This is a genomic window from Methylobacterium sp. PvP105 (genome assembly GCF_017876975.1).
Classification (GTDB): domain Bacteria; phylum Pseudomonadota; class Alphaproteobacteria; order Rhizobiales; family Beijerinckiaceae; genus Methylobacterium; species Methylobacterium radiotolerans.
Map to the genome: position 1 here is coordinate 6,571,407 of NZ_JAGIPA010000001.1, position 26,203 is coordinate 6,597,609.

A 26,203-nucleotide genomic window follows, 5' to 3' on the forward strand; every position below is an offset into this window, starting at 1 on the left:
CGGATCCGGCATGCCGCCTCCTCTCACGAAGCGCAAGAAAACGGGGGAACTCTATGTCAGGACGGCTTCCGTCGACGCCGCCATAGACCGTGCCGCAGGGCTCGATCTCGACGCCGTCATCCGCGAGGCCCGCGTCGACGATCGAGGAGCGCCGGGCTTCATGGAGCCCGAGTGCCTGCTCCACCTCGTCAGGTCGACCCGCCTCGACAATTCCGATGACCGCTTCGCGCAGCTGTTCGAGATCCTCCTCGATCGGGTCGCCCGGTCGTTGAAAGGATCCATCCGGCCGAGCTCCCTCTACGATCCCGAGGAGTTGCGACAGGAGGTGGCCGACAGGTTCGTCGACCTCCTGGTGGAGGACCGAAACCAGCCTGGGGACGGTCTCGACTACTTCGAGGTGCGTTTCGCAAGCGCGCTCGCCGCGTTGCGCATCGACGTGCTGCGCGCGTCCGGACGCCTCGCCGCCAAGGAAGATCACGTCGAGGACATGCACGACCAGGAGGGTCAGCCACTTCCCGCGCTGGCCAAGCAACTCAGGCAGTTTTCCCAGGCAGAGGGCGCCGAACAGGAAAAAGAACATTTCCGGAACGAGCTTCTTCGGGCGATCGACCGTTTGCCAGACCACGAAAGGGTGGCTGTCACGCTCGTCCTCAAGGGGCATCCCATCGAGGGCGACGACGCGGAAACCATTGCGAAGCTTTGCGGCGTCTCCGACCGGGCGATACGGTATCGCCTCCAGAAGGCGTACGAGAAGCTGCGTCGTGAACTCGGAGAGGGACGATGACGACGACCAGCACCGCGCGCGGCGCGCGCGACGTATTGATGATGTTCGCGACCGAGGGTGAGCCGACGCCGAGACGCCTCGAAGCGTATGCGAAGGATCACCCCGAGTTGCGCCGGGAGCTGACGGAATTGGCGGTCGAGATGGTGCTGGAACCCTCCCGCCCGCTACCGCCCGCCGATGCCTCGACAAAAGCTACGGTGGCGTCCGCATGGGCCCGTTTCCAGGCCGGAACAAGGTCGGACGTCGAGAGAGCCCCCGTGCGCAGCGCGGCGGCGTTGCCGAACGTCTTCGCCGGGTTCAGCGGGGCGGCCTTCCCGCGATTGGCGGCGCGCCTGGATGTGACCCCGCTCTTTCTGATCAAGATGAAGGACGGCCTCATCGAGGCGGCCCGCTTCCCGAGGGCTTTCTCGAAGCTCGTCGCCGATGAGGTCGGGCATGAAGTGGACCTCATAATAGCCAGCCTCGGACGACCCTCCGCGATACCCCGCGGCATGATGGCCAAATCGGACGGGAAACCGGAAGCCGGGGCGAAGCAGAGCTTCGAGGAAGCCGTCGCCACGTCCGGCCTGACCCCCGAGCAGCAGGAACGGCTGCTCAACATGGCAAGGGCCGAACGTGGATCCGATTGAGGCCGCGAGGAAACGAGCTGCACGCATCCACCGGGAGATCGTCGCCGACGGCGGTGATCCCTGGCAGCCGTTCGACATCGTCGTACGTGCCATCGCCACGCACGACCTGTGGCATCAACCGGTGCAGGCCGGCGACGTGTCGCTGCATGGATGCAAAGCGCGCATCGATCCCGACACGAAGGGGATCCTGTACGGCGAGACTGGCACGGCGGGTGGCGACGCCCTGTTGATCGGGCACGAGCTCGGCCATGTGGCGATGCACGGCTGCACGGACCCGGTCCTCACCCACCACACCGATCCCAGCCGCTCGGCGGAGAGCGGCACCGCCGTCGAGAAGCTCGTCGACTATGGGCGAGGCGAGCGTCGGGAGGTCCAGGCCGACCTCTTCGCCCGCGAACTGGTGCTGCCACGATCGGTCGCGCGCGATCGTCACGCGGAGGGCATGAGCGTCGCGGACATCGCCGCCCGCCTCGGCATCACGGAAGACGTCGTCACCCAGCAATTGCTCGATGCCCTGCTGCTTCCGCCGGTCCCAGACGCGGTCGCCGTCCCCTCCGGCGGTGCGCTCCGGCGCGACCCCAGCCAGGACATCGCCGTGGCGCACCGCGGCAGCCCCTATCTCCTTCAGGCAGGCCCGGGCACGGGGAAGACGAGGACCCTCATCCGGCGTGTGACCAGCCTCATCGACGAGGGCGTCGACCCGAACGGCATCCTCGTCCTGACCTTCTCGAACAAGGCGGCCGGCGAGCTGATGGACCGGCTCGCCCTGTCCCATCCCGAGGCGGCCGCCTCAGTCTGGATCGGAACCTTCCACGCCTTCGGCCTCGACATCGTCCGCCGCTTCCACGATCGGCTCCGGCTCCCTGCGAGCCCGCGCCTCGTCGACAAGGCCACGGCCATCACGATGCTCGAAGGGGTGATCCCGAGCCTGGCCCTGGACCACTACCGCGATCTCTGGGATCCCGAGGAGAACCTCGCGGACATCCTCGCCGCCATCTCGCGGGCCAAGGACGAACTCGTCGATCACGTCCGCTACGCCGAGCTCGCCGAGGCCATGGAGAGAGCCGCGACCGACGATGCGACACGCCTGCGGGCGAAGCGCGCGGCCGAGGAGGCACTCGTCTACGCGGCCTACGAACGCCTCCTGGCGGACAGCGACGCCCTGGACTTCGGCGACCTCATCATGAAGCCGGTTCGCCTGATGGCCGACCATCCCCAGGTCGCCAGGGCCTTGGCGCTCCGGCACCGTCACATCCTCGTCGACGAATACCAGGACGTGAACTTCGCCACCGTGCGCCTGATCGCGGCACTCGCGGCGGACGAGGGCGAGCGCCTCTGGGTGGTCGGCGACGCCCGCCAGTCGATCTACCGCTTCCGGGGCGCGACCTCGGCGAGCATGGGTGCCTTCAAGGACGACTATCCCAAAGCGACGGACGGCGCACTGACCGTCAATTATCGCTCCCGCGGCGAGATCATCGACACCTTCTCGGCCTTCGCGTCGAGCGTCGAGGCCTTCCGACGCCTCGGCGATCTCCGCCTCACCGCCGATCGAGGAGCCTGCGGCCGGCGACCGGTCATGCACGAGGCCGGCACGCCCGACGACGAGATCGCGCTGGTCGCCGCCTCCGTCGCCGAGGCGAACGACGGTGGGATCGACTATCGCGACCAGGCGATCCTCTGCACGGCCAACGACCGGCTCGCCGCGTTCGCCGCCGGCCTGACGGCTCGGAACATCCCCGTCCTCTACCTCGGGCCCCTCTTCGAGCGGCCCGAGATCAAGGACCTGCTCAGCCTGCTCGCCCTGTTCCACGATCCCCGCGCCGCGACGCTGGTGCGCGTCGCCATGATCCCGGAGGTCGCGATGGGCCTCGGCGACGTCGCCCTCGTCGCCGTCCACCTCAGGGAGGCGGCCGGCGGCCCGCTGGCCTGGCTGGAGGACGCCGACGCGCTCCCCGGCTTGAGCCTCGCCGGGCGTGAATCCCTCAGGCGCCTACGCGACGCCTGCGGCGGCTTCGAGGCCCGCGCCCATCCCTGGAACGTAGCGAGCGCCCTGGTGCTCGACAGGCTCGGTATCGCGCGCCGCATCGGCGGGGCCACGACGCTGGCCGACCGGATGGCCGGCGTCGCGGTCTGGCAATTCCTCAACTTCCTCAGATCCCTGCCGATCGAGGGGGAGTTCCCGACCTCCGAGGTCTCGCGTCAGATCAGGAGGTTGATCCGGCTGAACGAGGAGCGTTCGCTGCGCCAGTTCCCGGACGCCGCCCTGGAGCTCGATGCCGTCCGGCTGATGACCATCCACGGCAGCAAGGGCCTCGAATTCGACCTCGTCCATGCCCCGGGCATGATCGCGACGGGGCTGCCCAGAAGCGCGAAGGCGCCGGACTGCCCGCCGCCGGACGGTCTCATCGCCGGCAGCGCGGGCCTGACCGGCCTCCAGGCCAGCGTGGCCGGCCACGAAGAACAGGAGGCCTGCCTGTTCTTCGTGCTGCTCTCCCGCGCGCGGGACGGCCTGCGCCTCTACCGCTCCACGCTTCAGAAGGGTGGAGCGAGGAGGCGCAACCCGTCCGCGTACAACGCCCGGATCGCCGCGACGCTGGACCCCGCGCCCCCGATCGCTCCTCTCCCGGCACCGCCGGCTGCGGCCGCGCCGCCACCGGTGGCGGTGGCCTGGAGCGTGCCGGTCGAACTCGATCACCAGCACCTCGATTCCTACGGGAAGTGCGGCTTGCGCTTCCTCTACACCTACGTCCTCGGCCTCGGCGGCCGACGCGACGAGAACCCCTACATCCGGATGCACAACGCCGTCCGGGCGATGATCGATTGGCTCGACCGGAACTTCGACGCGGCGCAGGCCGAGCCGGCGGGCTTCGCGGCGGCGTTCGACGGTGCCTGGGAGGGGCACGGGCCGGCCGAGCATGGCCACGCCAACGCCTATAGGCAGATCGCCGAGGAGATGCTCCGCTTCCTCGTGGGCACGCGCGCCGAGGAAGGCCGGCAGCCCCCCAGGGCCCTGCGCCTGGGCGCCGGCGGCGGACATGTCCTGTCACGGGCGCACGACGTGGTGCGCACCCGTGACGGCCGCCTCGTCGTGAGGCGCGTCGCCACGCGCAAGGCCATGGCCTCGCTTGAGAAGGAGATCGAATACGCGATCCTCGATGCGGCCGCCGAGCAGGCCTTCGGCGAGCCCGTGACGGTCGAGGCGATCCACCTCACCGGCGCGACCCGCCGACCGGTCCCGCCCGACAAGCGGGCGGAACTCGTGGCCGCCGTCGCCCAGCACATGGCCGACGTCGGCGCTGGCCGCTTCGCCCCCAATCCCGGGCGCGGTTGCCTCCGCTGCCCGCACCTGTTCGCCTGCCCTGGCCTACCGGCCGGCGGCGCCTTCGTGCGGCACCCCCTGTCCAGGGAGCGCTGAGGCTCGGCCGGCCGGCAAGATGGCCGCGATCAATCCTGGAAAAAAAGTGAGCGCGGCCGTTTCCGGATCCGCCGGTCCCTTTCGATCAACCTCTCGACGGTGCGGGGAGCACCCGACCCACCGAGAGATCGAAAGGAACAGTCATGACGACCAACGGCCACGACAACGACCGCGACGAGGACGGCACCCGCAAGGTCCAGGTCTATCGCTTCCGCATCGACAAGACGGAGTACGAGAACCCGCTTCCGGACCTGACCGGCCGCGACCTCCTCGTCATCGCCGGCAAGCACCACCCGGAGCGGTTCAAGCTCCTCCAGAAGATCGGCGCCACCATGAAGCCGATCGCCCTCGACGAGGTGGTGCACGTCAGCGACAAGGGCGAGGAGCGCTTCATCACCCTGCCGCTGGACCAGACCGAGGGGGAGCAGGCGCTCCCCCTTCGCCGGGACTTCGTGCTGCCCGAGGGCGATCGCGAGACCCTCGACGCCACGGGACTGCGCTGGGAGACCGTCCAGGACATGGGCGTCCCCCGCGTCGTGATCCGCGGCTATCCCGTCCGGGCCGGCTACGCGCCGGAACGGACGGACCTGATGCTGCGGCTCCTGCCGGGATACCCGACCTCGCAGATCGACATGTGGTACTTCCACCCGCCCCTGGCCCGCACGGACGGCGCGCAGATCCGGGCGCTCGTCGGTGACATCTTCGAGGGCAAGCACTGGCAGGGCTGGTCGCGCCACCGCACCGGCCTGAACCCCTGGCGGCCGGACATCGACGACATCGGCACCCACCTCGCCGTCGTCGAGCACAACCTCGCCAAGGAAGTGGGGGCCGCCTGATGCGCGTCACGCTCGCCCTCACCGGCGCCCAGCACGCCGCGATCCACGCCCACCTTTTCCCGGGGGATGGCCGCGAGGCCGTCGCCCTGATGCTGTGCGGTCGGGCCGTGTCGCCCGGCCGCACCAAGCTCGTCGTCCACGAGATCGTCCCGGTGCCCCACGAGGCCTGCCAGCGCACCGACCGGCGCGTCACCTGGCCAACCTCCTACCTCGAACCCTTGCTCGACAAGGCGGCGCGGCGCGGGATGGCGGTGGCGAAGATCCACTCCCATCCGGGCGGGAATCTCCACTTCAGCGAGGTCGACGACGAGGCCGACGCCGCCCTGTTCGGGAGCGTCCACGCCTGGGTCGACGACGGGGCCCCGCACCTCAGCGCCGTCATGGTGCCCTCGGGCGCCGTGCTGGCCCGCGCCCACAGGGCCGACGGGACGCATGGCGAACTGCATCACGTCTGCGTCGTGGGCGACGACATCCGCTTCTGGAGGCCGCCGGCGGACGCGGATCGCGAGATCCCCGAGTTCGCCCGGCGGCACGCGCAGGCCTTCGGACGCGGCACCTTCCAGGCTGTCCGTGGGCTCAGGCTCGGCGTAGTCGGTTGCTCCGGCACCGGCAGTCCACTCGTCGATCAGGTCGCCCGGCTCGGCGTCGGCGAGATCGTGCTCGTCGATCCGGACAAGGTCGAGGAGAAGAACCTCAATCGCATCGTCAACACGACGCGGGGCGACATCGGACGACCGAAGGTCGAGGTGCTCGCCGGCTTCGTCGAACGGCTCGGCCTGGGCTCGCGGGTCGAGGCCTTCGCCCACGACCTCTCCCACCCCGCCGCCCTGCATGCGATCTCGACCTGCGACGTCGTCTTCGGATGCATGGACGGCGTCGAGGGGCGTGATCTGCTGAACCGGCTCGCGACCTTTTACGGCCTGGCCTACTTCGATGTCGGCGTGATGCTCGACGCCGACGGACATGGGGGCATCGGGCAGATCTGCGGCTCGGTCCACTACCTGCAACCCGGACGCTCCAGCCTGCGGGGCCGGGGCCTCTACACGGACGGCATGCTGGAAGCCGAGAGCCTCCGCAGGCAGGATCCGGCGGCCTACGAGGACCGGCTCGCCCGCGGCTACATCCGTGGGGTTCCCGAGGACCGACCGGCGGTCGGGGCGCTGAACGGGCTCTTCTCCAGCCTGGCGGTCATGGAGTTCCTGCTGAGGCTGCATCCCTCGCGGCTCGACCCGAACGGCGGGTTCGCCACCCAGACGTTCAGCCTGACGGCCGGCTACTGGGAGAACCTGCCGGACGAGGGCGTCGACGAGGCGTTGGCCCGCTACGTCGGCCGCGGCGACATGGTGCCGTTCCTGAACCGGCCCGCCCTCGACATGCTCGCGAGGGCAGCGTGATGAGGGATGCCATGCTCTCGAAGATCCGGGCCGCCCTCGGCTGGGTCTCCCGTCGTCGGGGACGCCACACCGCCGCCTTCGTTGAGGAGGAGCCGGACGCGCTCGCCCCGCGCACCGTCTACGTCGTGGGCGAGGACGGCCATCGCTGGTTCGCGGCTTTCGATTGCCCCTGCGGTTGCGGCGAGACCATCAAGCTCTCGCTCGTCCCCGGCGACCGTCCCGGCTGGAAGTTGAGGGATCATTGGGACGGCACCGCGTCGCTCGCACCCAGCGTCTGGCGCAAGGTCGGATGCAAGAGCCATTTCTGGCTCCGCAAGGGCAGGGTCGAGTGGTGCTGACCGCGACGCCGGCGTCGAAATCTCGTTAGGCGACGCCTCAAGCATGCCAAGCCATGCCCGAGAGCGCGACACACCCGGGCATGGCTTGGCCGGCCCGGGTCACCGGGATCTACGAGCCTTTCGAACCGCGCGTCAGCCTTTGAAGGCGGCCACCGCACGGCTCAGCCTGAACATCGCTTCCATCGCCGCGTCCTTGGCGGTCGGGACTTCCTGGTCCGGAGGCCATACGCCTTCCGGATCGACCAACACCTTGGTCACGTAAGAGAGCATCTCACAGGCGAAACTGTCATCCGCGAGTCTCAGGTCGCCGATCATCCTACCGATGCGATCCATCACGGGCGGATGCGTCGAGCTGTTTCCATGAGGGACGAGTTCGAATTGCGCCACCCAGGCAAGCCCGGTGAACATGCCGAGGGCACGCCGCTCCAGATCCAGCTCGGTCTCCGAGGGTCGCGTCTCCAGAGCCCTGCCCGGATCGACCTGCAACGATCCCTTCATCCAATGCGTGGCTTGCGCGTCGGCCTGGAATTCCTGTTCCTTGGCTTCGTGCGGCAACGGCTCGGCCACGGCATGATGGTTCAGCCTCAGATGAGCCAACTCGTGACGCATGATCCAGCCGAGTGCGTTCTCGAAGGTGCGGTTGCCGCCAAGGCTGGCACCGACGGCGTCGGGGTCCGGCACCGGAGCCCAATCGACCCAGCCGTCGAACTTGTTCCTGCTCAGTCTCGACGACAGTTCGAAGAGATGCAGCCCCTCCTCAAGCTCTCCGCCGATCGCAAGCTGCGGAGGGCCTGCGGTAGGGTCGGCTGTTCTCTGGGCCTCGAACATGGGACGTCCGACCCGAACGACCGCCTGGGAAAAAGCCCACAGGCTCGCAAGACCGTTCCAGGTGATCCTCACTGCAGGCGGGGGCGTCACGGCCGCGAACTCCGACCTGAAGGTCCGAGGAACTTCCAGAGCCAAGTCCTCAAGCTTCAAGGGCACTTCGGCCGGTGTCACGCCGGCATCGTCACAGCAGGCGAGGTACCATCGTTCGACGACGGGTCGGAATGTCGAGAACACCTGAGGAAGGCAACTCATGGATTTTGCTCTACGTGCGGCGCGGGACACGGCATCGAGTAGGTCGTGCCTGCCGCCGCCGATATGGCTAGGACGCCCATTGGCCATCAAGTATCGGCGGCTCGCACGCTCTCGGGGTGATCCGAGGCAACCCTTGGGCTAGGGCGCGAGCGAGCTTGGGGTTCGCGCGATCGGTAGAGAGCCCCCAGCGTCATCCCCGCTATCCACGGGAACGCATGAAAGGTAGTTCGGGAACTGCCAAATCTGTTGACGCCGATTCGCGGCGTTCTGTATGTGTTCTCGGCGCGTCGAAGGCGCTTCCTGTGCCCCCGCCGATGCGGAAGCACCCATACCGCCCTCGTAGCTGACGCTCGGGCGGCCCCAGCCTCGAAAGCCCTTCTATGCCCTGGACGTGCCCGCGAAAACGGGATCGCCGGCGTTCCCGCCGGTCCGCGACGCCCGTCGGCATAGCCGGCCGGCCGCGCATCCCTCGCCAGACCCAGAAACCTCCCGAGGCCTAGCTCGCCGCGTCAGCGGATGGCTGCCTCGCGCTTGGAGGCAGCCATGACCCGTCAGACCATCGAGAGCCGCATCCTCGGCAAGCGTCGCCCGCCGGCGGACCCCATCGATGTCGAGTTCCCCGTCGAAGCGGCCGACGACACCTACGTCGCCGCCTGCCTGAACGGCCTACGCCCCGCCCGCGACGTGCTTCCCACCGTGGCGCTCGCCGAAGCCCTTGGCCCCGCGGGTCTGCGCCGCCTGCGGGAAGCGGACGGCATCGCCGTCGTGGTCGAGGTTCCGAGCCCGGACTGGATCCCCGGCATCGAACTGGCGCTCCGGAGTCTCACCGATTTCGCCCACATCTGCTGCAGATCCGGCGCCTCACGCACTCAGGATAGACCGACGGAGGGCAATGAGAAGGTCGGGCGCCTGCTCTCGGACGGCGCGCGCGTCGCAGGCGTCTCGCAGAGCCCGGCGCGCTACCTGCCTGCGACCCTCGTCGCATCCGCCGACCTCTACGTCAGGATCGGGCCGATCTCCTGGCCAACCTGCGCCGGCCGACGCCGGTGAGCCGCTTCGACCTCGGTCGCTACACGCCCACGCACGCCGTCGGCGACAAGGCCGCGGAGGTCGGCGGTCACCGGCTCCCGCCCGGATCGGTCCTGACCTCCGCGACGAGGGTCTGCCCGCACTGCGTCGCGGAAGACCTCGCCCGGTTCGAGAACCCCACGAAGGCCCGGCCGTGGTCGAGGCTTGAATGGTTGCTGCTACCGGTCCGGGTCTGCGGCCGGCACGGGGCCGTGCTGGTCCACGTCGAGGCCGATGCGACGCTCCGGGCCGGTCACGACTTCTCGGCGACGTTGGCGCGCCGCGTGCTCCCCGTGCTCGACCGGCTCCGGGCGGAGGCTGAACCCGCCACTGGCACCGCCTTCGTGGACTGGTTCGTCGCCAGGCTCGATGGCATGCGCAATCCCGGCAACTGGCTCGACGACGTGCCCCTGCACGCCGCCTCGGCCTTCTGCGAGGGGCTCGGGACCTCGGTCCTTCACGGTCCGGGAACGCATCCCTCGGACATGGGCATGGCGGACCTCGCGCGGGCCGCGGAGGAGGGCTACCGCACCGCCGCGCAGGGGGCCGAGGCGGTCGGGAGCGCCCTCGACGGCATCGTCGGGCGCGTCCGTTTCGGGAAGCGCGGCTCCGTCGGCCATGGCAAGGTCTACGGGCGCGTCCACGCAGTCCTGCGGGCGAATCCCAAGGACGTCGCGTTCGAGAAATTCCGCCACGTCCTGCGGGAGCACGCCTTCGGGAGGCTCCCCATAAGCCCGGGGACCGCCTTCCTCGGCGTGCGGCTGGACGAGCGGCGCATGCACACGCAAAGGAGCGCCGCTTTTTCGAGCTCCCGGTCCGACGCCGGGCTGATCCGGCTGGTCGGCCCCGAGGCGGTCGCCGACGGGCGGCGGCTCTGGATCACCGTCGAGGAGTTCGGGAGGGTCGTCGCCGACGTCGAGGACCACCTCACGGCCAAGGACGTCGCCGCCAGGACCGGCTTCTCAGCGAAGCAGGTCGGGCACCTTGAGGAGGCGGGACTGCTGTCGCCCTTGCCCGAGGCCGACCGGAACGCGGGCTCGAAACGCCGATTCCTCCGTCCGGACGTCGACGCCTTCATGGCGAGGCTGTTTAGGAACGCGGTGCCGGTGGCCAACCCCGCCGAGCCGAGGATGACGATCGAGCGTGCGGCGCCCGGCTTGCGCGTCGGCACCGTCGAGATCCTGAACCTCATCCTCGACGAGCGGCTCGCATGGGTCGGACGCCATACGACGGGCGGACGCTACGGCGACCTCCTGATCGACCGCGACGAGCTATCCACGGTCCTCCAGGGCGCCGGCTCCCCCGACGACGTCACCGAGACCGAGGCGGCCGCCATGCTGGCCGGCGTGGACCCGGGGAGACTGTGGTGCCCGGTCAGGGAAGGGATGCTGGAATGGTCACCCGGATACCGCCCGCGCGATCCGCGGTCAGTGAGGGCGTTGACCAGGGCGAGCGTCGAGGCGTTCGCCTCGGAGTACGTCACCCTGAAGGAGGCGGCCGCCGTCCTGGGCCTCGCGCCCCAGCAGGCGATGCGTCGGCTCGCTGAAGCCGGCATCGGGGACGCGGCGGCGTACGACCGGGTCCGGATGAAGCTTTACCGACGCCGCGACCTGACGGCTTGCCTGTCGGCGGCCGACGCCGCATGACCGGCCGCGGCGTTCAGTGCATTCCGGGGGCGGCCGCCAAGGCCAGATCGAGGTCCGCCGGCGGATCGTACGACATCTGCATGATGCCGAAGGCCATGGCGGCGCAGCACATCCGGCTAGCGTCGTAACGGAGCTGGAACTCGGCAGCCTCCCAGGCATCGGCCGTGACGGGGGCGTCGCCCGAGATGTCGGCCCGGAGGACGTCGAGTTCCTTCCGGATGTGATCCGCGTCGAACGCGACCTCCGGAACGCGGGAGACAAAGTGTTGCAGCATCCGCGGGTCGACCGGGATCTGATGCTCGTCGAACCGGAACCAGCGTAGCCCCGTCGCCGGATCCGGGGGCGGGACGTTGTCGCGCTGGGCGCACATCGACATCATCTCGACCACGCTCTCGATGGCCTCCGCCCGCGTCGCGACGGGCTCGGGGGTTCCGACGATCCTCGGGATGCCGTGCGGCAGTCCCTTGAACTCCAGGTCGGCGTGCCAGCCGCCGCCTTCCTGGTACAGGTGGACGCCGGCTGCCTTGGAAAGCTGCCAGTACGCCTCGGCGGCGGCGTAGACGTTGCTCAGGGCTTCCACCCGCACGCCCGTCACGTCCACGAGCTGGCCCTTCAGCTGCCTGAGCAGGGACGCCGCCTTCGCCCGGTTCTGCGGATTGCTATGCTTGTAGCCCATGGCGAAGCCTCGTCCCGCCCACGGCGGGAGCGCCGGCCGGTCAAGCGATTCTCTGATCCCGGGCTGCAACCCAAAAACCGTCCGAAGCCTCATCACATGTGAGGTTGCGCAGAGCCTCGAAACATGTGCGGATCTTTGGTGTTCGAGGCACGCAACTATGGTGTTGCTTGCCTCTCATCCCCTACGTTCTCAACGCGGAACATTGGGTCGGCTATCAGCGCCCGGATACTCGACTCAGACCGGGTCGGCGCGCGGGGCCGCTTCAGTGTACCTTGGAACCGCGCGATATGGCGGGCCTCGCGGCGTCCTCGTGAAGCGAGGCCGCGAGCTGGCGTCCGAGTTCGTGCAGCAAGGCGTCGACCAGCAGCCGCAGCCGCGCCGCCTTGTCCGCGTCCAGGGAGCGGATCAGGTCGCAGGCCTCGATCGCATTGTCCGCGATGCGTTCCAACACGGACCCCGACGTCTCGAAGGCCGCGAGGAAGTGCGCGGGGCCATCGATGCGGCTGTCTGTCCGGCTGTCGGTCACGTCGATGACGATCCCGCGCCCGCGCATCCCACCATCTACGTCCCGCTCGTAGTGTCCGCGGGCGAGAACCCAGCGCACGACGCCCGGCGCGGGCAGGATGCGGTGCTCCCATACGAACAGCCCGCCTTCTTCCCGCACGCTGCGGCGGCGCTCTGGGTCCCGGGCCACGTCCTCGGGATGGAAGATTGAAAGGAGGTGCGCGCGCGAGATGCCTTCTGTGACCGCCGCGCCGGACAGCCCGAACATCCGTGCCATCACCTCGTCGGCGCGGACCCGGTCGGCGTCGACGTCTTCTTCCCACAGGCCGATGTCGAGCGTCGTGAGCGGCAGGGAGGCCGCCGAGAGATGGGCGTCCGCTGATCGGCGTGGCATGCTCTGTCCAGGTTCCAAGACCGCCGAAGGCATTTGAAACACAACCCAGGGCTGCGGAGCAATCCGAAAGGCAGCTTTCGTACGACGGGTCGAGGTGGCCATGCTGTGTTTGAGCGCGTCAGGCTAGGCATTGGCCGAAACGCGGCTTCGCGGGGCATGGGCTCAGGCTTCCCAGACAAGCTTCGCCCAGGTTTCGTGCACAGCCGCTTGCATCTGCCGCGGCAGCGCTCGACGCATGCCAGCTCTCGGATCCGGACCATGCCAGCTGCGCGGATTGCGATCGTCGCTTCCGGTAGGCGGCCATTCGTGGCTAGCCCGGAAAATCAAAGCAGGCTCAGAAGCGGAAGCTGACCCGCTCCACGCAACCGGACGTTCAGACTACGACCCATGTCAGCCATGAGAACGAGTGTCGGCGCTTGCCAAAAGCAGACACTTGCGAAGTATCAAAAGTTTGTATTTGGCGTACATAGTAACAAATCATTGAACGCCCTTAGAGGCTAATCTGCTTGTGGCGCGGTTATCTATACACGCACATCAAAAAGATTTAAAGCACCAATAAACATAGCAGATTTGATGCCGTATTGATGTGCTGGATCAGAGCCTTGGGCTTATCGAGCCATCGAAGGCGCTGCGGGGGAAGAGGGAGGCGAGAACCACGGCACGAGCGCGTGAATGCGGGGCAGCTCTCGCTGGATGATCGCGGCCCGAGCCAGCTCGGCGATCCGGGGTGCCAATGAGACCAGATAACCTCGGCGCGTGACCAGCAGCGGCTCCCGGGAAAACCCCGGACCGGGCAGGGGCAGGACGCTGACGTGGCTGGCATGCGCGATGCCCTGCAGCAGGCACAGGGGCGTGGTGATGGCGACCCCCATGCCGGTCGCCACCATCGCGACGAGACTGTCCGACGTGTCGAACTCGAACGCCCGTGGAGGCCGGAGACCCGAGCGGCTGAGGTGCCGTTCGACCTGCCCGCCGACATAGGAGCGCTCGCTGTGCCGGACGCGACGATGCTTCTCGAAGATCGCGGCCAATTCCTGCCCTTCGAGTTCCTCCCTGAGCCCGCGCGGCACGACCAGCACGTAGGGCTCCCGGTAGAACGGAAACCGCTCGATGTCGTCGAGGTCGGACATCTATCGCAGGTGATCGCGGCGTCGATGGACCGGCGGAGGAGCGCCTCGGAATGGGCCGCCCTGCCACCGTTCTGACGCCACGGTCGCTGAAGGACGAGCGCTTCGCTCGATCGCGCCAGCAGTGGATGCCGAGCGTCAGAACCGCCCCCCGGATGAAGACTTCGGCGGCATCGGGAAAAGATCGATGGCACCCCTGAACGGCATGTGCCTGCTGACAGGTCTCGCCCAGGTCAGCGCTCGCGTCGCGGGTGCCGGCGCCGCCTTCCGCCGAGCGTTCGGTGCACCGGCTGCGCGCCTACGCGACGCGAAGGTCCACCTCCGCAGCGAGCAGCGGGAGATACTCCGCTATCGGCCGTGGCATGCCGCGCAGATAGCCCTGCATCTCCGCGCAGCGGTGCCGCCGCAGGAATGCGAGCTGCTCCTCCGTCTCGATCCCTTCGGCGATAACCGGGACGCCGAGGCTCTCGCCGAGGCTGATGATCGCGCGCACGATCGCGCCACCCTTGCTCGTGACGCCGACTTGGCCCACGAACGAGCGATCGATCTTGATCTTGTCGAAGGGGAATGACTGCAGCGTGGCCAGCGACGAGTAGCCGGTCCCGAAATCGTCCATGGAGATGCGCACCCCGAGCGCCTTGAGGTCGCCCAGCACCTCCTGCGAGCGCGCCGCGCTATTGAGGAACAGGCTCTCGGTCACCTCCAGTTCCAGGCGATCGGGCCGCAGTCCCGTCTCCGCGAGCGCTTGCCTGACCACGTCGCACAGGTCGGCCTGCCGGAACTGCGCAATCGAGAGGTTGACGGCGATGCCGAGGGGCAGCCCCCAGGTTGCAGCCTCGCGGCAGGCCTCCCGCAGCACCCATTCGCCGAGCGGCAGGATCGCGCCTGTCTCCTCGGCGAGCGGCACGAACAGTGTCGGCGGGATCGCTCCCCGGATCGGGTGCGTCCAGCGCAGGAGGGCCTCGAAGCCGCAGGCGCGGCCCGTGGCGACCTCGAACTGCGGTTGGTAATGCAGCGCGAACTGCGGGGTGCCGATGGCCGCGCGTAGGTCGAGCGCCAGCTGATGCCGTTCGCGCGCCGCGGCGTCCATCTCCGGCTTGAAGAAACGGTAGCCCCCCTTGCCGTCACGCTTGGCGCGCACCAACGCCATGTCGGACGCGGAGAGAAGGCGTTCGCAGGTGTCGCCGTCGCGCGGGAACGAAGCGATTCCGACGCTGCAGCCGACGTCGATCCGCCGCTCGCCGTCCGCGAAGGGCGCGCCCAGCGCGTCGATGACGGCCCGTGCGGTCGTGGCGGGCGTCCTGCGGCCATCGAGGCCGGTCGCGAGCACGGCGAACTCGTCGCCTCCCAGGCGCGCGGCGACGCAGCGTTCGCCCAGCAGCCCCCGCAGTCGTTTGGCGACCTCGACGAGCAGGCGGTCCCCGGCGGGATGGCCGAACAGGTCGTTCACCTGCTTGAACCCGTCGAGGTCGAGGCAGAGGAGCGCGGCCTCCTGCCCCGTCCCGGCGCAGATCGCCAGCTCGCGGGCTACCACGTCCGCGAACTGCACGCGATTCGGCAGCTCGGTCAGGGCGTCGTGCCGCGCGAGGAAGCCGAGGCGCTCCTCGCTCCTGCGGCGCTCCGTGACGTCCTCGTGCGTGCAGATCCACCCCCCGCCGGGAACGGGCACGCGCATGACGCTGACGTCCCGGTCGTCGGACAGGCGGACGACGGAGGCCGTCAACGAAGGGGCGTCCGAACCCGGCGGGGTGACGACCATGTCCCAGTCGCCTCCCGCTTCCCCCCGCAGCGACAGGACGACCCGGCGGAGGTCTTCCGCCTTCGCGCCTGGCTCGCGAAGATGGCGCGGGACCGCGTACAGTTCGGCGAAGCGCTGGTTCATGACGACCAGCCGCCTGTCGGCGTCGAAGAGGCAGAGGCCCTGGATCATGTTGTCGAGCGCGAAGCCGAAGCGCTCGCAATGCTCACGCAGGTCGCGTTCGCCGCGGGCGCGCTCCTCGGCGGCGGCGGCGCGCCGCAAGGCGCGGGCCTGACGGAGGAAGAGGGCGGACAGGGCGGCGATGCATGACACCAGGAGCGCCGCCGACGCGCCGACGACGAAAGCCTGGCGCCGGACGGGGGCGAGGCTCGCCTCCACCGTCCGGCTGACGCTGAGGATGAGCGGGTAGCGGGCGAGGGCCTTCGTCGCGACGAGGCGCTCGTGGCCGTCGATCGGGCTGACGTTGCGCAGGACGCCGCCCGCCCGGTCCCGCGCGGCGATCAGCGCAGCCGCCGCGGTGGGCAGGACCTTGCCGATCGTGGCCGCCCGGTGCGGGTGGCGCACGAGCAGCATGCCGTCGTCGCGGAAGACCGAGACGACGGCGTCGTCGGTCGGCGAGATCTGCCGGTAGAGGCCCTCGAAGTAGCCGAGTTCTACCGCGCCGAGCACGAGGCCGAGGAACGTCCCGTCGGAGGCTGAGACCTTGCGGGCGACGTAGATCGTCCATGCGCCGTCGCCGCGATTCCGAACCGGTCGGCCGACGAAACGTCCGCGCCCCGGGTCCGCGGCGAGCGCCTTGAAGTAGTCTCGGTCCGCGATGTTGACGTCGGGGATCGGCCAGTAGCGGCTGAAGTTCAGCAGTTTGCCGGCGTGGTCGACGATCGTGATCGCGTTGACCTGCGGGAGCGCGGCGATGCGGGCCCTGAGGGCCAGGTGGAGGTCCTGCCGGCCCGCCGCCGCCGCGTACTCCTCGGACGTGGCGACGCCCGCCTCGCGCAAGCCGTCGATGACGGCATCCTGCACCATCTCCATCGCCTGCAGGGAGCGGTCGGCCTGGTCGGCGAGGACGGCCGAAAGCCCGACCAGGCCGCGCTCGACGTCCTGAACGGCCTGCCGGTTCATGTCGACCACGAGCAGCGCCGCGGCCGACGCGATCGCCAGGGCCAATGCGGCCAGCGCGGCGGCGAGAGCCGCGCCGGGGCGAAGCGCGGAGGCGAGCATCGACCGAGGTCCCGGCACCGGCAACAGGCTCCCCTTATGTCTTCGCACGTCCCGGCTGCCTTCTGGGGCCGGGTGCGTTGAGAATCTTACCGGTCGATCGACTTCCCCTGGCCGAGCCTCGAATACGATGAACCATGCGTTACGGTGGTGCTCGAAGCGCTCCCCGCGACCCGCGCGACCTTCGGTTCGGAGACCGGCACCGGCCGCGATGGCGCCCAATGCGTCCTCCGGCGCCGTCGCGCGCGCGTGATGGCGCCGGGCGCGCTTGACGCCCGGCTATCCTGCCACGTCCATGGCGGGTGCGGGGGGGGCGGCGCGAGATCCGTCGACCGGCATGAAATTGGAGCGGGTTGGAGATGGCTACGTCAGAGGCCGGCATGATCAGGGCCGACCTGCGCTTGCCCGACGTCCCGGGCCTCGATGATGCCGGGCTCGCGCATTGGTTCCCGGGCTTCGACGGGCAATGGACGGAGCAGACCAAGACGTTGCTGCGGGCGCATGGCGCCACCGGACTGGACCTGAACGCGAATTGGGCCGGCGTGCCGGCCGACTGGCACTGCACATGCTGTCGCAGGCCCAAGCCGATGATCGTGCGCAAGGCACGGAACGGGGTCCTGCTCGCGCATCTCGACCTGCATCACGACCACCTCCGGGATCACCTGCAGAGCCTGGTCGGCGCATGGGTGGGCGTCTCCCGGGTGGAGGGCGCCGGCGCCGGGTCGGCCCATGCCGGCGAGCACATGCGTGCGCTGGTGGTGCGCTTCCGCGACACGCTCGTTTGCGACGCGTGCAACGCGGCGGACGGCACCGCGAAGCGGCTGCTGGGATCGGAGATCCACCCCGCCTTCTCCTTCTCCCCGGCTGAGATCGGCCGGTTCATCCGGCCGCGGTCCAATGCGCTCCACGAGGTCGACGTGGAGGCGGCCTGCCGCACCTGGAGCGAGGTCAGGCATGGTTTCGAGGACCGGCTGGCGTTCGCCGCGCTCCTGGTCGAGCGGCTGGCCTCGGGGAGTTTCGCTCAGGAGCGCGGGCCGGACGCGGTCATGGCGTTCGCCAGGCCGGCGGACGAACGAATGATCGACCGTTGGGTCCGCGACGACCCGGACCTGCATGCGATGCGGACCTGGCAATTGGGGATCGAGGCGCGGTTGCGCGCCAGGTCCGTGCGCCGCGACGCTGTCGGCAACTCGGGACGGGCGCGCAAGCCGGTCGCCGGGCGGCGTCCCACCGCCGCCGACATCGCCGCGTTCGAGAGACAGGCCGGGAAGGGCTGGCAGCGGACGCCGCCCGATTGGGCCTGCCCGTGCTGCGGCCGTGGCAAGCCCGCGATCCTGCGTATCTCCGGCGGCGGCAAATGGTTCGCGGAGCTGCGCACCCATTCGCATCTTGAGCTGGAGACCGACCCGCAGAGCCGGGAGTTCAGGCATGCGCTCTACGGCCACGGCGGCGCCGGGCTCGTCGTGGCGTTGCGCCGGCAGGTATACGTCTGCTCGGACTGCGGCGACGTCTCCTCCAGGCTGCAGTCCGCCCGCCCCGTCGTGGATCGGAGACCTACGCTGACGCTGGAGGACATGCGCGAATGCCTCGGCGAGGTGCGCGACAACGAGAAGCCCGAGATCGATGTCGCGAAGGCGGAGGCGTGCGACCGGGCCAATCTGGCCTTGGCCGTGGCCGAGGCCGAGTTCGTCCGCCATCGGTCGCTGGCCATCGATCTCTGGGTCCTGCGGCTGAAGTTCGGCAGGCACCCCGACATCGCCGCCGCCCTGACGGGCCGGGCCCGGTCGGAAGGGCTCGACGTCGAGGCCATCCCGGCCGCGATGCGTTGGCTCCTGCGGCAAGGGGAGGCGCTTCATGCCGCGCATGTGCAGGAGATCGAGCAGGGCCGGCCCGCCGGGTGATCGGCCGTACGGACGAGGGCGGTTCGGGACCGGGGGCGGCACCCCGGTCGCCGCGCCCGCGCTGGACCTGTTCCCCGGGCCGGTCATGCCCCGCCTTCCGCGGCGGCGGCCGTCATCGGGGAAGCCACTATTTAGAGGCAGGTGGCGCTCGTGGCATCGACGACGCAGGATGCTACTTCCCGCAGCGTCTTCGCCCACTGAGCGCGGAGGCTTGAAGCGGCGCCCGAACGCTCAGAGATCTGGGGGCTGCATGTCCGCGTCCTGGAGAACCTCGATCGTCCGCCGGTCGAACAGAAGCGTCGTCGGCCCCTGCCCGCGGTCGAGCCGTGCGCACGGCCGGATCCTGTCGCTCAGCAGGTGCCGGATGGCCCGCGCGCGATCGTGGTGGCGGGACCCGCGGCGCAGGGCCCGCGACGCGTCGTCGAAGGTCATATGGTCCGCGGTCCGGCGACCCACCGTCGGGACATCGTACCGCAACGACGCCGCCAGGCGTTCGAGGGCGCTCCGGACGAAGCGACCGCGGGTCGCCTCGCCTTCGGCCCAAGGGACCCGCGGGAGGATGTCCATACCCGCAAGCGCCGACAGCGTCCGCGTGTCGAGGTCGAGGATGCGCCTCGCCTCGGGGACCGACACGGAGGCTTCGACCGCGTCCCTGAGCCTGGCGAACTCCTCCGCGCTGCATTCTCGCTCGCCCGCGGCGGCGAGGCCGGCGTGCCGCAAGAGACGATCCAGGATCGTCGGGTCGAGGCCGAGCCGGCGCCCCAGGGCGAGGCGGTGCTCCTGGACCACCGGCGCGAGGGTCTCCCCGAGCAGGGGGAGCTCGCGCGACACGACCCAGGCGGATCGGACGTGGGACAGGAGCGCGTCCCTGATCGGACCGGTCGCATCGCCGGGATGCGCTTCGAGCCAGCCCAGCAGCGGGTCGAGCAACCGGCGCAGGCGCCGGCCGTCGAGGTGGGGAGACGGTGGCTCCAGCCCGAGGAGGCCGGCCCGCAGCGCGCGGCCCCCGTCCCCGACAAGGCCGAAGCCGAGGGTCGCGCGCGCGCGGTCGACCTGCGGGCTGCTCCTGGACGCCGAACGAGGGCTCAGCGTCTCGCCGACCGCCAGGACGCATGAGAGCGCGTCGGTGAGCGGCATGGCGTCGAGGATCGCGGCGGGACGCGCCGGACCGAAGCCCAGCCGACCGACCAGGTAGGCTTCCCAGCCCGCGTCGGGGGCCGAGGCCCCCGACGCGGCGAGAAGGTCGTGACCGCAGGACGAGCACAGGCGCGGGGGGCGATCGCGCCATGCGAGGGGCGATCCGCATCCCGGGCAGGCGTCGAGCAAGGCGCAGCCATGGCGTTCGCAGCGGTCGACGGCCCGAAGGTCCCACCACGTCCGACGGTACTTCCAGAGCGTTGCTGCGTCATCATCGCCGTTTGAATCCTGTACCAGGCACGGGATGCAGACGCGCTTCGAAGGCGCCCAGCCCCGGAACGGCACGACGAAGCCGCCGAGCCGCATGCCGCGGGCCTCCCGCACGAACGTCGCGTCGGTCAACGACCGGGCTTCCAGGCCGAGCAACTCGCCGACCCGGTCCACGCCTACGCCGTGCCGCAAGGCCTTGCGATCGATTCCCAGCGAGCGGGCCAGCCGGTCGCCGTCGGCATCGCCCAAACGGGCGGCCAGCCGCTCGAACGCCTCGTACGCGGGCTCCCCCGGCCGCGGCGGAACGCGGATCGCATGTGGCATGGTGATGGCGTGCTGACGAAACCGGCCTGACGCCCGATCCCAAGGGTGGTTCCCCCTTCGGCGTCAAGCCTTCAGCCGCGCGGCCCGGCTAGGGGCAGCTCCACCCATCCGCGCGCCGAGGCAAGATCGGGCACCGGGAAGAAGGGCCGGCCGGCGGCGTCGCGCCCCGTCCACGGCTGGCGAGCGACGTCCGCGAGCGGGCCGGCCGACGGGGCCGGGACCGCACGGTTGCGTCGCTTCTCGTCCTGACCCGATCCCTGGCCGACCCGGCCGGGGCGACGCCCGCATCGGCGGCGCTGCGGCGATGAAGGTCATCGACCCTCGAACCGCGGCTCCATGCCGAGGCCACCCGATACGTGCCGTCGCGGCGGCCGGGCACGGTTCCTCGCGTCGGATCTCCGCCGCCGCCAGTCGCCGGCGCGCGCTCCCCCGGAATCGACGCTTCGGTGACAGGCCTCTATAGACGCGCCGCGCCCAGGGGCGGGCGATCCCCCCGCCGATGACGGAACGGAAGGACAGGATGCAGACGCAGCACGGTCTCGCGGGGGCCAACACCGAGGCGTCGTTGCGGTTTCATCGCTTTCACGAGAGGCTCAACCGTTCCCTCAAGACGCAGGTCATCGGGCTGGGGATGCTTAAGGACGCGATCGACAAGGGCGAGACCCGCGACGGCATCAAGGAGATCCTGTACGCCCAGAACGACCTCTGGGGCGGGATGCCGGACTGGGGCCGCCCGCAAGAGCTGATCGACGAGGGGAGGCTGGATATCGGGCGAGCGGGCGTCGTTCGCGGCTTCTCGGCGTTCGACCTGTTCCTGGACAACCTGAGCGCCGAGCTGGAGAGCTACGGCCGCTTCCGCGGGGCCAAGCCGAAGCCCAAGGGGCGTCTCCCTGCCAGGCAGGGTGGCGACGGCACCGACGACGGAGCGGCCGCGGCCGAGGCTGGGCTGACCAGATACTATGAGCGGATCGGCGCCGACCTCGACGGCGTCAAGTTCCTGCTGCCCCTGTACGTATACTTTCGCGTCGCTCGCAACTGCATCGCGCACCGCGACGCGATCGCGAGCGGCGCGGCGGAAGACCTCTCGCGAGGGGACGGGATCCGAGATGCGCTGGAGGCGTGGCCGGATCACACCGACGATATGCGCGTGCCGGAGATACTGCCGCTCAAGGAAGGTGCGGAGATCCTCTTCACCCACAGGCAGGCCCTCTCGAACTCTTCGATCCTGAGGCTGATAGCCATGGACGTCAACGAGAAGGCCTTGACCATATTGGGGGTCGAGGGCGTCGTTTACGCCGCGGCAAAACGCTTGCTTTCCATTCCGTCGGCGAACGATCCCGAGATCAGGAGAAGCATGCCGGCGACGATAAATTACATACTCTCGGATCGGTACAGGGTCAGGAATGTCGACTCGTTGGGTGCATCCAGGATCCTGTCCTCGCTCGGCATGAGCAAGAGGTGCGAGCGAAGGTTCCAGTCGCTTGTGGGTCCTGCAGGGATCGGCGGTGGCTGACGGGGCGCCGCGATCGGCGACGGACGGGCCGGCGCCGTGGGCCCGTCGGGCGCCCGTGACCCTTTTCTGCCGCTGGGCGGCGCCCCTGGCGAGGGCGTGAGCCGGCACCGCTGCGTCCGCCGTGGTTCGCATCGGCGCACCTTGCCGACGGACGGGAACTCGATCCGGGGGACCCGGCCGCGGCGCCGGGGCGCGCGTCCGCCGAAACCTCGCGTCCTGCCGTCGATGAACGCCTCGGTCGGACGATGGCCGGGCCACGCACACGTCCCCGGGCAGCCGCTGCTGGCGAGATCCGGATTCGGCGCCCGGTCACTTCATGTACGTCCGGATCGCCTTGATCAGGACGCTCGCCCCGTCGGCTCGGCCCGGATCCGGGTCGGTCGCCGGGTCCGCCAGGGTCCGGCGGACGTGCCGTTCCATCACCTCGGCCGTCAGGCCGTCGATCGCCCCGCTCAACGCCGACAGGAGCATGAGCAGCTCCAGGGTGTCGCCCTCGTCGACGATCGACCGCTCCACGGCCCCAGCCTGTCCCATGACCCGGCGGATGCGCGCGACGAGCTTCGCCTTGCCTGCGTCCGTATCCCCCACGTCACGGTCCTCCCGCCGCACCATAGGCTGAGCCGGACGGGGCCGTCGACCCTGGGGCGACAGGGCGGCGGGAGGCGCCGATGCGGGAGACCGGGAGGGCCGGCGCCCGGCATCCGTGGGCCCGTGGCGGACCGGACGCGCCGCGGGCGAGCGGGGAGGCGACGCCGCTCCGCGAAGGGGCATGCCCGGTCATCGTCCCCGCGGGCCGAAGGGGACTCCCGACCTAGCCGAGCATCGGGGGGCATCGTCCGCGGCCCCGTCGCGCCGGGCTTTCCAGTGCGGCGGCCGAATGCGCTATCGAATGGGTAGGCGATGCCGGCCTATCCTTTGGGCCTGGGCGAACGATTGCTGCCCTGGGTCGGAGGGACGGCATGGCCGGTACGATGCGGGTGCGGGCCGAGGGGCCCTGGAGCGACCTCGCCCTGCATACGATCGGGTGGAAGGCCTTCCAGGATCTATGCGCGCAGGTCTGCGAGGAGGTGCTGCGGCGCCCGGTCCAGGTCTATCGGGAGGCGCAGGACGGCGGGCAGGACGCGGTGTTCCTGTCGGGGCCGGGCGGCGGCCACGACGCGACGATCCAGTGCAAGCACTCCGCGGACGGACGGAGGCGCCTGAGGGTGGGGGACATCGCCGCGGAGCTCGCCAGCGTCGACCGGCTCGTCGCCCTGGGGCAGGCGAAGACCTACATCCTGATGACCAGCATGGGCGTGGACGCCCCGGTGGCTTGCGCGATACGCGCGCGGCTTCGTGCGCGGGGCGTCGCGAGGCCGCACGTCCTCGGCCGGGAATGGCTGATCCGGTCGATACGTGCGCGCGCCCGCCTGCGCGCCCTCGTCCCGCAGGTCTACGGCCTCGGCGACCTCGGGGCGATCCTGGACGAGCGCATGGCGGCGCAGTCGCGCGCGCTGCTGGAGCAGTGGCTGCCGAAGCTGCGTTCGTACGTGCCGACCGAGGCGCACCGCCGTGCCGTCCACGCCCTGAACGAGCACGGAGCCGTCCTGCTCCTTGGCAACCCCTCGGCGGGCAAGTCGACCATCGGCGCCATCCTCTCGGCGATGGCGAGCGAGGAGGCGGGCTGCACGGTGCTGCACCTGACCGGGCCGCGGGAGCTCGGTGACGGCTGGAATCCGAATGATCGGAAGCGCTTCTTCTGGATCGACGACGCTTTCGGCCCGAACGTCATGCGGGACGAGTACGTCCAGGACTGGAGTTCCGCCTTCCGGAAGATCGAGGCGGCCCTGTCGCACGGCAACCGCTTCCTGCTCACCTCGCGCCGCCACATCTACCAGCGCGCCAAGCCGCTCCTTGGGCAGCGCAACCTCGCCGCCTTCGTCGACGGGCGGGCGGTCGTCGACGTCGGTGCGCTCACGGGTGCCGAGAGGGCGCAGATCCTGTACAACCACGTCGCGTTCGGCGGCCAGGCGCCGGCATGGAAGGCGTCGGTCAAGCCCTGCCTCGACGCCGTGGCCGAGGTCGACGGCTTCCTGCCCGGGGTCGCCGAGCGTCTCGGCGACCCGGCGTTCACGCGGGGCCTGCGGCCGACCGTGGAGGGTCTCCTCCGGTTCATGCGCGAGCCGCGCGAGCACCTCGTCGAGACCATCGGCTCCCTGGGCGACACGCTGCGCGCCGCCCTGATGCTCGTCTACGTCCATCAGGGGCGACTGTCGGCCGACGGCTGGGACGACGACACGAGCCGGGCCGTGGCGGACCTGCTCGGCGTCCGCCTGGCCGACGTGCGCAACCGCATCGCCGAGCTGGCGGGCTCGTTCGTCGTCGAGCGGTCGGCCGGCGGCGGAACCTGGACGTTCTCCCATCCGACCATCGGCGACGCCCTGACCGAGATCCTGCGCGGGCAGGCCCACATGGTCGCGGCGCTGCTGCGCGGCATCGCCCCCGAGAACATCCTGTCCGGTTTCGTCTCGGAGGGGATGCCGGCCGCCAGGGACGCCGGCATCATCCCGGCGTCGATGAACGACGTCGTCGCCGCCAGGATCGCCGGAGTGGAGGACAGGCAGGACACCAACCGCTCGCTGTTCCTCTTTCTGGCGCGCCGGGCCAGCGATGACCTGCTCGCCCGCGTGGTCGCGGCGGACCCGGGACTCCTGGACAGGGCGACCTGGCGGACCGAGCGCGCCGCCGACGACCCGTGGCTCAATCTCGTCGCGCGGGCGCACCGGCTTCGTCTCCTCCCGGAGACGGTCCGGGCCCGGGCGGCGGCCGAGCTCGCAGCCGCGGCCGTCGACGGCTTCGAGCTCTCGTTCCTGCCGGATCCCGGTTTCCTGGCGCTGTTGCCGCCCGGCGGCCTCGTCGCGCTCGGGCTGGAACTCAGGACGCGCGCCCTGCCGGCGGTCGCCGGCCTGATCCGGCAGGCGGCGGCCACGGCCGATCCCGAGGAGGACCCTGACAGGAACTTCGAGCGCTTCGAGGAGGGGTTCGGCGCGCTCGCCGACATCGGCGTGCTCGACGACGGGGCCGAGGAACTCATCGAGGAGGCGCGCGACCTCATGGCGGAAGCCGTCCACGATCTAGTGCAGCGACGGCGGGAGCGGCACGCCCTGACCGAGCCCGGCGACGAGGAGGAGGAATGGGCCTTCGCCTCCGCGACCACGATCCCCGAGATCGCCGCCGCCCCGCCGCCGCCGCGGGAGCGGCCTCGGAGGTCGATCTTCAGCGACGTCGACCGAACCGATCCGACGGACGGCCGGTGAGACGCGCCGGTTCGGCCGGTTCGGCGGCCGCACCGAGGCCCACGTCCCGGCGGTCGCCGGCCCATGCCACGTCGCAACGCTCCGGCCGACGGAGCCCAGTCAGTCCGCGCTTGGCACCGGTCCGTATCGGCTACTCCACCGGCGCCGGGCGCACCCGCTCGCCCTCGCGGTACTCCGACCATGCCCGCCTTGGCAACTGCGCGGAGGAGGTGAGGAACATGCCGGGCATGAGGGCGGCGGCCGGAAGGTCGGGCCACGCGGTCGAGGTGCCCCGCACCGCCAGCACCGCGCCCATGGCGATGACATTGCCGATCGCGTCGTTGCGCGAGCACGACCAAAAGCGAGCGCATGTTCGCACCGCCGTCCTTGTACGGGCTCGGGAGCAGCACCGAGGCAGCGTTGACCGCCAGCGCCAGCTCGCCGGCCAGACCCATGACCTCCGCCTTCGGCAGGCCGAGGGCCAGCGTCTGGCAGACCGTCGAGCCGAACGCCATCAGCGACGGCGGCACGCCCGTGGTGAGCGCGGCCGACGCACGGGTGCGCAGGCTCGCTCCGATCACCGCCAGCCAGAGGCCGTAGGTCACCGTGTCGGCGAGCAAGGCCATTGCGTCGGCCTGAGCGCCTGAGACCCAGCGAGCCGGCCCGCCGCCATCTCTCCGAGGAACAACGCCCCGTTCCGGGCCGATCACCGTCCAGAGGATGCGCTTGTGGCGTGGGTTCCCGCCATCGAAGACCGGGACGCCGCCGGTGCAGCACGCAGCGGCCGCCGCGCCGTGGGCGATGGCGGGGGAGGGATGTCCCGCCGGTGCGGGCGCGGGTGGTTGGCAGCGGGCAACGCGTCTTTCGCAGCAGCCGTCGGCTATGGGGTGACTCGCCTTCGGCCCTCACCTACTT

General features: G+C 70.1%; 18 protein-coding genes and 1 pseudogene. 11 read left to right on the top strand and 8 right to left on the bottom strand.

Translation table 11 applies throughout. The annotated features are described in order from the left end of the window. Window positions 1–10: 10 nt before the first annotated feature. The 6 genes from J3A75_RS31870 (at window position 11) to J3A75_RS31895 (ending at window position 7,396) form a co-directional block, all read left to right on the top strand. Entirely contained in the window at window positions 11–784 is a 774-nt protein-coding gene (locus J3A75_RS31870; protein WP_043075263.1) for a sigma-70 family RNA polymerase sigma factor, read from the top strand. Beyond that, a complete protein-coding gene (locus tag J3A75_RS31875; RefSeq protein ID WP_043075262.1) occupies window positions 781–1,413 on the top strand; it encodes a hypothetical protein in 633 nt (210 codons plus the stop codon). Before J3A75_RS31870 ends, J3A75_RS31875 begins: the two co-directional genes overlap by 4 nt. After that, window positions 1,400–4,828 carry a UvrD-helicase domain-containing protein gene (locus J3A75_RS31880; RefSeq protein ID WP_043075261.1) on the top strand — a complete coding sequence of 1,143 codons (3,429 nt, stop codon included), beginning with the start codon at window positions 1,400–1,402 and terminating at the stop codon, window positions 4,826–4,828. The genes J3A75_RS31875 and J3A75_RS31880 overlap by 14 nt, the downstream gene beginning before the upstream one ends. Before the next feature lie 143 nt (window positions 4,829–4,971). Then, window positions 4,972–5,664 carry a multiubiquitin domain-containing protein gene (locus tag J3A75_RS31885; protein WP_043075260.1) on the top strand — a complete coding sequence of 231 codons (693 nt, stop codon included), beginning with the start codon at window positions 4,972–4,974 and terminating at the stop codon, window positions 5,662–5,664. Then, on the top strand, window positions 5,664–7,058 hold the full coding sequence (locus J3A75_RS31890) for a ThiF family adenylyltransferase (RefSeq protein ID WP_071000290.1): 1,395 nt from the start codon (window positions 5,664–5,666) through the stop codon (window positions 7,056–7,058). The genes J3A75_RS31885 and J3A75_RS31890 overlap by 1 nt, the downstream gene beginning before the upstream one ends. An 11-nt stretch (window positions 7,059–7,069) precedes the next feature. Beyond that, window positions 7,070–7,396 (top strand): DUF6527 family protein, encoded by a 327-nt coding sequence (locus tag J3A75_RS31895; protein ID WP_238195010.1) that lies wholly within the window; start codon window positions 7,070–7,072, stop codon window positions 7,394–7,396. Between the two features lie 132 nt (window positions 7,397–7,528). On the opposite strand, the gene J3A75_RS31900 is transcribed toward J3A75_RS31895, so the two are convergent. Next, on the bottom strand, window positions 7,529–8,563 hold the full coding sequence (locus J3A75_RS31900) for a phage exclusion protein Lit family protein (protein WP_083374425.1): 1,035 nt from the start codon (window positions 8,561–8,563) through the stop codon (window positions 7,529–7,531). Window positions 8,564–9,019: 456 nt separating this feature from the next. Between J3A75_RS31900 and J3A75_RS31905 the strand changes: the two genes are divergently transcribed. Both J3A75_RS31905 and J3A75_RS31910 read left to right on the top strand, forming a co-directional pair. After that, window positions 9,020–9,526, top strand: coding sequence for a hypothetical protein (locus tag J3A75_RS31905; RefSeq protein ID WP_043075217.1), 507 nt, complete (start codon window positions 9,020–9,022; stop codon window positions 9,524–9,526). Beyond that, complete coding sequence (locus tag J3A75_RS31910) at window positions 9,523–11,190, top strand: TniQ family protein (RefSeq protein ID WP_071000291.1); 1,668 nt, start codon at window positions 9,523–9,525, stop codon at window positions 11,188–11,190. Before J3A75_RS31905 ends, J3A75_RS31910 begins: the two co-directional genes overlap by 4 nt. Before the next feature lie 13 nt (window positions 11,191–11,203). Here the strand turns inward: J3A75_RS31910 and J3A75_RS31915 are convergent, their stop codons facing one another. The 4 genes from J3A75_RS31915 to J3A75_RS37135 all read right to left on the bottom strand — a co-directional run bounded on the left by J3A75_RS31915 (window position 11,204) and on the right by J3A75_RS37135 (window position 17,090). Beyond that, a complete protein-coding gene (locus tag J3A75_RS31915) occupies window positions 11,204–11,866 on the bottom strand; it encodes a hypothetical protein (protein ID WP_043075220.1) in 663 nt (220 codons plus the stop codon). Between the two features lie 262 nt (window positions 11,867–12,128). Further along, window positions 12,129–12,764, bottom strand: a complete 636-nt coding sequence (locus J3A75_RS31920) for a PAS domain-containing protein (protein ID WP_043075221.1) — start codon at window positions 12,762–12,764, stop codon at window positions 12,129–12,131. Window positions 12,765–13,372: 608 nt separating this feature from the next. Next, a complete protein-coding gene (locus tag J3A75_RS31925) occupies window positions 13,373–13,894 on the bottom strand; it encodes a LysR substrate-binding domain-containing protein (RefSeq protein WP_107645319.1) in 522 nt (173 codons plus the stop codon). 295 nt (window positions 13,895–14,189) lie between these two features. Further along, window positions 14,190–17,090, bottom strand: a complete 2,901-nt coding sequence (locus J3A75_RS37135) for an EAL domain-containing protein (RefSeq protein ID WP_269467569.1) — start codon at window positions 17,088–17,090, stop codon at window positions 14,190–14,192. A 158-nt stretch (window positions 17,091–17,248) separates the two neighbouring features. On the opposite strand from J3A75_RS37135, the gene J3A75_RS31935 reads away from it, so the two are divergent. Further along, window positions 17,249–18,769: a hypothetical protein gene (locus tag J3A75_RS31935; protein ID WP_052517002.1), complete on the top strand. Its 1,521-nt coding sequence runs from the start codon at window positions 17,249–17,251 to the stop codon at window positions 18,767–18,769. 231 nt (window positions 18,770–19,000) lie between these two features. Here the strand turns inward: J3A75_RS31935 and J3A75_RS31940 are convergent, their stop codons facing one another. After that, the gene (locus J3A75_RS31940) at window positions 19,001–20,500 is read right to left on the bottom strand and encodes a TniQ family protein (protein ID WP_071000293.1); all 1,500 of its coding nucleotides are present in this window, start codon (window positions 20,498–20,500) and stop codon (window positions 19,001–19,003) included. Between the two features lie 520 nt (window positions 20,501–21,020). On the opposite strand from J3A75_RS31940, the gene J3A75_RS31945 reads away from it, so the two are divergent. Then, window positions 21,021–22,013 carry a hypothetical protein gene (locus tag J3A75_RS31945; RefSeq protein ID WP_127992111.1) on the top strand — a complete coding sequence of 331 codons (993 nt, stop codon included), beginning with the start codon at window positions 21,021–21,023 and terminating at the stop codon, window positions 22,011–22,013. 309 nt (window positions 22,014–22,322) lie between these two features. Here the strand turns inward: J3A75_RS31945 and J3A75_RS31950 are convergent, their stop codons facing one another. Continuing rightward, complete coding sequence (locus J3A75_RS31950) at window positions 22,323–22,601, bottom strand: metal-sensing transcriptional repressor (protein ID WP_043343706.1); 279 nt, start codon at window positions 22,599–22,601, stop codon at window positions 22,323–22,325. Window positions 22,602–22,972: 371 nt separating this feature from the next. Here J3A75_RS31950 and J3A75_RS31955 point away from each other — a divergent pair, with 371 nt between their 5' ends. Continuing rightward, window positions 22,973–25,309 (top strand): restriction endonuclease, encoded by a 2,337-nt coding sequence (locus J3A75_RS31955; RefSeq protein ID WP_043075224.1) that lies wholly within the window; start codon window positions 22,973–22,975, stop codon window positions 25,307–25,309. Window positions 25,310–25,439: 130 nt separating this feature from the next. Here J3A75_RS31955 and J3A75_RS31960 read toward each other — a convergent pair. Beyond that, window positions 25,440–26,172: pseudogene (locus tag J3A75_RS31960) on the bottom strand (cation transporter). Between the last annotated feature and the right edge of the window lie 31 nt (window positions 26,173–26,203).